The organism is Companilactobacillus zhongbaensis, from assembly GCF_003946515.1.
Taxonomy (GTDB): domain Bacteria; phylum Bacillota; class Bacilli; order Lactobacillales; family Lactobacillaceae; genus Companilactobacillus; species Companilactobacillus zhongbaensis.
Genome location: NZ_RHOM01000050.1, coordinates 1 through 7,133, shown reverse-complemented (window position 1 = coordinate 7,133; position 7,133 = coordinate 1). Strand labels below are relative to the sequence as shown.

General features: G+C 40.9%; 7 protein-coding genes and 3 pseudogenes. 5 read left to right on the top strand and 5 right to left on the bottom strand.

What is annotated here, in order from left to right:
- The 5 genes and pseudogenes from EKM69_RS11765 to EKM69_RS11745 all read left to right on the top strand — a co-directional run.
- Positions 1-125 (top strand): annotated as a pseudogene (locus EKM69_RS11765) (site-specific integrase); the annotation flags it as partial.
- Between the two features lie 375 nt (positions 126-500).
- On the top strand, positions 501-650 hold the full coding sequence (locus EKM69_RS11760; RefSeq protein WP_125711250.1) for a hypothetical protein: 150 nt from the start codon (positions 501-503) through the stop codon (positions 648-650).
- A 705-nt stretch (positions 651-1,355) separates the two neighbouring features.
- The gene (locus EKM69_RS11755; RefSeq protein WP_125711248.1) at positions 1,356-2,285 is read left to right on the top strand and encodes a replication initiation protein; all 930 of its coding nucleotides are present in this window, start codon (positions 1,356-1,358) and stop codon (positions 2,283-2,285) included.
- Positions 2,278-2,532, top strand: a pseudogene (locus tag EKM69_RS11750) (DUF536 domain-containing protein); the annotation flags it as partial. The gene EKM69_RS11755 and the pseudogene EKM69_RS11750, both read left to right, overlap by 8 nt.
- A gap of 1 nt (position 2,533) precedes the next feature.
- Positions 2,534-3,157 (top strand): annotated as a pseudogene (locus EKM69_RS11745) (nicotinate phosphoribosyltransferase); the annotation flags it as partial.
- Positions 3,158-3,260: 103 nt separating this feature from the next.
- Here the strand turns inward: EKM69_RS11745 and EKM69_RS11740 are convergent.
- The 5 genes from EKM69_RS11740 to EKM69_RS11720 all read right to left on the bottom strand — a co-directional run.
- Positions 3,261-3,932, bottom strand: coding sequence for a TetR/AcrR family transcriptional regulator (locus EKM69_RS11740; RefSeq protein WP_025025373.1), 672 nt, complete (start codon positions 3,930-3,932; stop codon positions 3,261-3,263).
- Between the two features lie 4 nt (positions 3,933-3,936).
- The gene (locus EKM69_RS11735) at positions 3,937-5,184 is read right to left on the bottom strand and encodes an ABC transporter permease (protein ID WP_029257797.1); all 1,248 of its coding nucleotides are present in this window, start codon (positions 5,182-5,184) and stop codon (positions 3,937-3,939) included.
- Entirely contained in the window at positions 5,162-5,905 is a 744-nt protein-coding gene (locus EKM69_RS11730) for an ABC transporter ATP-binding protein (protein WP_003581836.1), read from the bottom strand. Before EKM69_RS11730 ends, EKM69_RS11735 begins: the two co-directional genes overlap by 23 nt.
- A 246-nt stretch (positions 5,906-6,151) precedes the next feature.
- Positions 6,152-6,619 carry a Dps family protein gene (locus EKM69_RS11725; RefSeq protein ID WP_003587210.1) on the bottom strand — a complete coding sequence of 156 codons (468 nt, stop codon included), beginning with the start codon at positions 6,617-6,619 and terminating at the stop codon, positions 6,152-6,154.
- A 216-nt stretch (positions 6,620-6,835) separates the two neighbouring features.
- The coding region (locus EKM69_RS11720) for a DUF4430 domain-containing protein (RefSeq protein WP_164505941.1) at positions 6,836-7,133 on the bottom strand (298 nt) is incomplete at its 5' end.

Genomic DNA, 7,133 nt, shown 5'->3' with positions numbered 1-7,133 from the left:
CAAATTACAATATTGGCCTAGTCATGCACTTACTAAATCACTCAAGTGAATCAATGACTTTAGCTTATTTAGGCTTAGACCAAGCAAGTACCGAAAGTATGTTAGATCAAATTGATTTTGGGTAAATTAGTTTGATTTTGTTGTCGCCATCGGCGACTTCTGATACAGGTTTTTAATGGGTCTAGCACAACATAGAATAAATTCTATGTGTAAGTGCGCATTGACCTCGTTTCACTCGGTCTGCTGATAACCATAAAATCAATTTCTGCTGTTGTTGAATTGACTGTATTTTTAATTCAATTTATGTTTGCACCTAACTAAGGATTGTTATGTTTTAAATATTTAAAAAGTGTCGCAGATTACGCTGCTTTAAGCCAAAATTTTTTAATTGCTTTGTGCAGATAATCTTTATAAGCTTGGTAACAAATTTTGAATAACGGTGCTGTAAGATCTGTGAATTTAAACTGAAAGCATTATTTTGATGTTAGGAGTCATTAAGATTGCCTTGGCAAGTTGATATTCAAGAATTGTTTGAAGCTTCTTTCAATGAACCTGACGAGATCAAAAAGAATTTGTATGATTCCCTGTATACTTATGTTTTGCAAAAAAGACAAGAAGATATTATTAATCGTCCTGGCTTCGTTATTTAGCCTCTAAGAGCCTTTTGAGGGCTTTTTGTTTTTTTTGGTATAAATATATATAAACAGTCTCAAAACCGCTAAAAACGAAAAATAAGGCCCTTAAAAACGAATATAGCAGTTAGATTCTTATTAAGATTCAAAAAACTAACTGTTTGCTGTCAATGGTAGCGGACGAGCAAAGCGTGGGAGCATAAGGAATTGACAGCTCTAAACCAGTCTTAACACTGAATTGGCGAAAGCCAAAGTTTCTATAAAACTTTGCTTTCCTGCCTAACGGCGAGTGAAAAAGCAGTCAAGCTGGCTCAGCTTGGACGGGGTTCGGGGCGGCAGCGCCCGAATTAATGTAGCTTGCCACACCTTTTAAGCAACGAACAGCGTGAGGCGCAAGGAGCTGTGCGACTGGAGTTTAATGTGAGCCGTTTTTTGGCTCACTCCTTTGTGTTTTTTTGTTTTAGGTTTGTATCTCGTACAGTGGTGCCTCTTATATACCTCTTTTATAAACCTCTTTTAAACCTCTTTTAATGGTGTGTTCAGCCTTACGGCAACGTGGGATACAGAACTTTATAGAACACAAATTGTCTGTTTATAGAACACAAATTGTCTGTTTATAGAACACAAATTGTCTGTTTATAGAACACAAATTGTCTGTTTATAGAACACATCAGAAAGAATACCGTGTTATAATAAAAGAGATTTATAAAAGGAGGGGTTTTTGTGAGCAATGAACTAGTCAAATATCAACCCGAATTAAATACCATTCCGTTACGTAAATTCACCCCTATTGAAATGAATTTATTTTTTTCAATTATTTCTCGTATGCGTGATAAGGGTGACCAAACCGTCCGCTTTAGCTTTGACCAGCTAAAAGAGTTAAGTAATTACAAGCCCACAGCCAATCGGCGCTTTATCGAAGATATTAAACGCACCTACGACCACTTGATGGACTTGCGTTTCGGTAGCCGAAGCAAAAGTGGGTTGTCGTTCGAAAGATTTGTCATGTTTACCAAATTTAAGATCAACGGTGACGTAGACGAGCCGTACGTTGACGTAGAAATCTACAAAGACGCTTTGCCCTTGCTGAACAATCTAGAGAGTTGGGTACGATACGCTTTAACAGAGTTTAGAGATCTAAAGAGTAGCTACGCCAAGACGATGTTCCGCTTGCTAAAGGGCTATCGCACTACAGGTTACGCTTACTTTTCAAAAGCAGATTTTAATGAATTGCTAGACATTCCAACAAGCTACAAAGAATTTCATGTTAACCAAAGAATTCTGGCTCCTATTAGAGAAGAATTAACTCCTTTGTTTAGAGGGTTAACGATTAGAAAAAAATATGGTAAAGGCAGAGGAAAACCAGTTATTGGCTATTCGTTTACCTGGAAACCTGAAAAGAAAGACGCTAACGACTTCTCACAAGGTCAATTTCAAGATGAACGTCAAAAACTCTTTAATATTCAGCATAATGGTGAATTAACAGAACAGGAAAAATGGCGTGCCATTGATAAAGTTAAGGGGTTAACTCTAGGTTCTACTGAAAAGCAAGCATTGGCTGTCAAACAAGCCGAACATGATAAAAAAATAAGAGATCAGACAAGACAAGAAATGCTTTCTGAACTCCGAAAGGGGTTTGGAAAACATGCCTAAAACTATTAGAGAACTTGCTGATGAATTGAAGGTCTCTAAACAAACTATTCAATATCACTGCCAAAGACTACCAACAAAGAACCAACAAAAAGATAGTCAAGGTACAAACATGATTAGCCTTACAGCTGAAAGGATTATTAGGGACAAGGTAGCAAAACCTTTGGTAGCAAAAGATCAACAAATAGGTAGCAAAAAAGCGACAAAGACTAGCAAAAAAAATAATGAGCTAATTGCTACTCTAAGAAAACCGGACACAATTGGACGCGGCTGGCTTTCCCAATGCCAAAATCACTATTTCTAACGCATTGGATGAACACATCATTACCTCGCTGTTGCACGAAGGCGCACCGATCGATAATTTTGGTATCGGTGAAAAGCTCATCACTAGCGCGTCCGCACCGGTTCTAAGTGGCGTCTACAAGCTTGCGGCAACTGAGAGCAATGGTCAGAGCACCCCCAAGATCAAGGTCAGTGCCAGTCGCGAAAAACTAACGATTCCTGGTGATAAGCAAGTCTATCGTCTGTACGAACCAGGAACTCAACGGGCCTTTGCTGATTTGATTGCACTAGCTACCGAGACGATCGTTGATGCGACCAGCCTAACCGTCGTCACCAGTGACCCACTCAGTGTCGACCGTCAACAGCGACTCACCCATTTTGAAGCCCGGCCCTTACTCGCGCCGGTAGATTTGTCCAACACCACGTCAATTCCGGTTACAACCATTCAGGCAACGACCCAGGCTAAACTTGCCGAGCTCCCACGAACAACCCAGCGGCTCGTCAACCCAGATCTTTACCCGGTCTACATGACGACCACACTCAGCCAGTTACAAACTAGTTTGTTGAATAAAATGACGATACTAGCAGATTAACAAACGAACACGCGTAGCAACGACTAAAGCCACTTCTGTACTTAGCGTTTAAATGACCGCTAAGTACAGAAGTGGCTTTAGTTTATATCAAGTAACAGTTAGCTCACTGACCAGTAATTTGATCATGTTCACCCGGGGTCAATATTTTGGTCATCACCGTAATCAAATACGCTTGTTCGCGCTCAATTTCAGTTCCCGGCAATTCCAGCATTAACTGCGCTAGGTAACCGAATAGCTGCGATAACAAACTTTGCAGTATCAAATCATTCGGCCAATCCACAATCAAATGATCTGCTTTTAGTTGATTTATGACACTTCCCATCTGCTTGACCATCTTAGGCGCAATCTGGCTAAGAATCTGTTCGCGTCGTTCGGTGTCAAAAGCTACCATTTCAAAAATGACCTTTAACTCTTTCACGTTAGCTTTAGCAAATGCAACTCGGTCCGTAAAAATTGCTGTGACGAATGCCTGTAGACTGGGATAACGCTGCCGTAATTTATCCTCTGAAAAATCACTCGCTAAGATTGGCACAATGTGCGCGGTAATTGGTGCTAAGATGGCATCCCGTAAGGCAGCCTTAGTCTTATACCGCCGATAGACCGTCCCCTCCGCAACGCCGGCCCGTTGTGCAATATCACTAGTACTGGTCTGGTCAAAACCCTTTTCAGCAAACAAATCGAGACTTGCCTGGAGGATGGCCCGTTGCTTAGGTGTAATCGTTTCATTCTGACTTAGATCCTGTTGAAAATAATCCCGTATCCGTGGTCGTTCCATATCCTCACACCTTCCGATAACGTTTCATTCCAACAATATTCAACATTGTTAGTACGACCATAAAACCTACTAATATTAACAAATTGACACCAATATCGCCAAGCCCAGCACCCTTTGTCACAACAGCCGTCAACGCATTAGCACCATAGTATAACGGCATGATGTGGGCAATTGCTTGCAACCAACTGGCCATGCCATCGACTGGAACCAACCCAGCAAAAAAGATTTGTGGTACAACAATCAGTGGAATAAACTGAATCATTTGAAATTCTGAGTTAGCAAAGGTGGAAATAAAGATACCCAAGGTCAAAGCCACTAACGCTAATAATAAGTTAGTCAGAAAGACCAGCCAAATACTACCAACTAAGTGAATCTTGAAGACCGTAATTGTAAAAACAACGGTCAGGACAGTCTGAATGATGGCAAAGCCCCCATAACCAATTAGATAGCCCATAATAATTTCACTCCGTCGAATTGGGGTTGCAAGTAGCCGGCTTAGGGTTCCAGTAGTACGTTCATTCAAAAGTGAAACGCCAGAAATCAAGAACACAAAGAAGAAGACAAAGAAACCGAGAAAGGCTGGCAAAAAGCTTTCAAAGAACGTTGAATCACTACTACCATAAATATAATGAGACTTAGTCGTATAACTGGTTGCTTTAGCTGACTGAGTCGAACTAGACGTCGTGGCTGTGGCTTGCTTGAGTTGCTTTTGTAATTTCTCAGCAGTTGCCTGGTCACCGCGGGCCTGGGCTTGTGCAATGGCAGTCTTCAGCTTGGTCACCGTTGCTTGTGTCTGGGCTGCTGTCAGCTTCTTCAAAGCGGCTTGTTGCGATTCAAGGGCCGCGCGCTGTTTCTTAGTAACGGTCACCAGCGTCTTCATTTTCAACTTGACTAATCCTGATTGTAAACTCGCCTTAATTAAAGACGTGTTGGTTGGATTGCTATTTGAATAAGTAATCGTCAATTGACCATTTTTCTGAGTCAAATAGCCATCTAGATCATGCTGCTTAATCATTTTCCGTGCCTGTGAACTATCATAATGATGAATCGTCACGTTTTTGGTATCGATCACGTTAACCACGGATTGGTCTACATGATGAACACCCAAGCTTGCTAATTGCGTCGTGTTGTTTTGAAATAAGAAATACATCAGCGTCATAATCAGCAATGGTGCCAAAAACATCAGCGCCAAGGTACGCTTATCACGTAACATTTGCTTAAAAACTCGTCTAACGATTGCCATCATTCGCATCTTGCATCCGCCCCGCTTTCAAAAAGACTTGTTCGATCGTATCTACTGCATACTGTTGTTTCAGTGCCGCGGGTGTCCCCTCAGCAAGCGCAATCCCGTGCCGAATCAACATGAGATAATCACACCGTTCTGCTTCGTCCATGACATGCGTTGTCACGAGCATCGACTTACCGGTATCCTTGAGCTTATTTAGTTCGGTCCAAATTTGTTGCCGTAATTCTGGATCAATCCCAACGGTCGGTTCATCTAAAATCAATAATTGGGGATCCTGAATCAGGGCAATTGCCAACGACAAGCGCCGTTTCATCCCACCCGAATAGCCACTGACCCGCTTGTCTAATTGGGACGTTAAATCAACTAATCCGGCTGCATAATCAATCATTTGTGCTAACTTTATTTTTGGAACGCTCATCAATTGCCCAAACAAGGTCAGGTTTTCACGGGCCGTTAGTGTCTCATACAAAGCGTCACTTTGGGCCATATACCCTACTTGTGCCATTACCGCCCTATTAGGCATCACCGTATCCATGACTTTAACAGTGCCACTATCCACAGCTTCCATCCCTAAAATACTCTTGATCAAGGTGGTCTTCCCAGCTCCTGATGGCCCAATCAAGCCATAAATCATTCCAGCCGGCAGTGTCAAATCAATCTGATTGAGCACTTGCTGATGACCAAAGTGCTTGCTGACCTGCTTGGCGATGACATAATCCGTTGCCATTTTAATAACCCTCTTTCTCAAAACGAGTGTATACTCACTCACTTAATGGCCTTAGTATAATCAGTACATCTCGGTTTGTCAACATTAAAATGAGTTATCACTCACTTATTTTGTTTCCGGCCTATTTGTCACCGCATTGCAAACAAAAATGCGCCACCCCGTTGTTGGGATGTCGCATTTTAATTAAATAGCAGCACTGATATAAGCGTTAGCAATGTTTAAGCCTACCGATTTTTTAATATTATTTTATTCATCAATTTCCGGCGCCGACCCAAGCTCTGCCTGAATCATCCAGATTTTCTTCTCAATTGCGGTTTTGAGACCAATGAAAATATCTTGGGTACTGAAGTCTTTTTCAACATCGGATACTTCAATGCCGTGTTGGTAAAGGTCTTCCAAGTAACGATAGCCATCAACTAAGTGTGCGAGGCGTTCTGGGGTTGTTTTGTCCCATTCACCAGGCCAGTCTTGAATCTTAGTGTTTTCGGCCATTTCTTTTAAGGTCGAGTAAGGACTGCCATCAAGCGCAATCAGCCGTTCAGAAATGACATCGAGTTGGCTGTCAATTTCTTCCATGAACTCATCCATCAAGGGGTGCAACTTCAAAAAGTTGGGTCCACGCATGTACCAATGCGTCTGATGGATAATCATTGACATCTGGCTCAAATCGGCAACGAGTTGATTTAATACTGCTTTGGTTTTCGTATATTTCATTAGATTGATCTCCTTTCGATATGGTTATTATAACTTAGTGGTAGCTTAATCTGAAACGTTATACACTGGCAAATTAAGTTATTTATAGCCCGTAGAATTAAGTCGTTTTGAAAAGATGGAGACGTTAATTGGTAGATTGTAAAATTACTTATTTATGCAAAAAAATATGAGATAAGGATATTGAATTTATCCTCATCTCATATTTTAATTTAATCATTAACCGTTATATTTTGATAATTTGAAAACAACTTTGTCTTTGTTGTGTAATTTCTTTTTGTCAGCTGAAACGTTAACTTGTTTGCCATTAACAGTGAATGTCCAGTAAATTTTCTTCTTGTTATTTTGTTTGTGACCGTCGATAGCTGTGATAAAGCCGCCTTTGTCGTTAACTTTCCAGCCTTTTTTAAGACCATCAGTAACAGTGGCATTCTTTTTCAATGTGATAGTTTTCTTGGCAATCTTCTTTTTATTCTTCTTCAAAGTGTAAGTAGCTTTGATATTCTTGGAAGCCTTA

What these genes read in the sequence shown, in the direction of transcription:
- EKM69_RS11740 (WP_025025373.1), bottom strand. Translation starts at nt 3,932, where the DNA reads ATGGAACGACCACGGATACGGGATTATTTTCAACAGGATCTAAGTCAG.
- EKM69_RS11735 (WP_029257797.1), bottom strand. Translation starts at nt 5,184, where the DNA reads ATGCGAATGATGGCAATCGTTAGACGAGTTTTTAAGCAAATGTTACGT.
- EKM69_RS11730 (WP_003581836.1), bottom strand. Translation starts at nt 5,905, where the DNA reads ATGGCAACGGATTATGTCATCGCCAAGCAGGTCAGCAAGCACTTTGGT.
- EKM69_RS11725 (WP_003587210.1), bottom strand. Translation starts at nt 6,619, where the DNA reads ATGAAATATACGAAAACCAAAGCAGTATTAAATCAACTCGTTGCCGAT.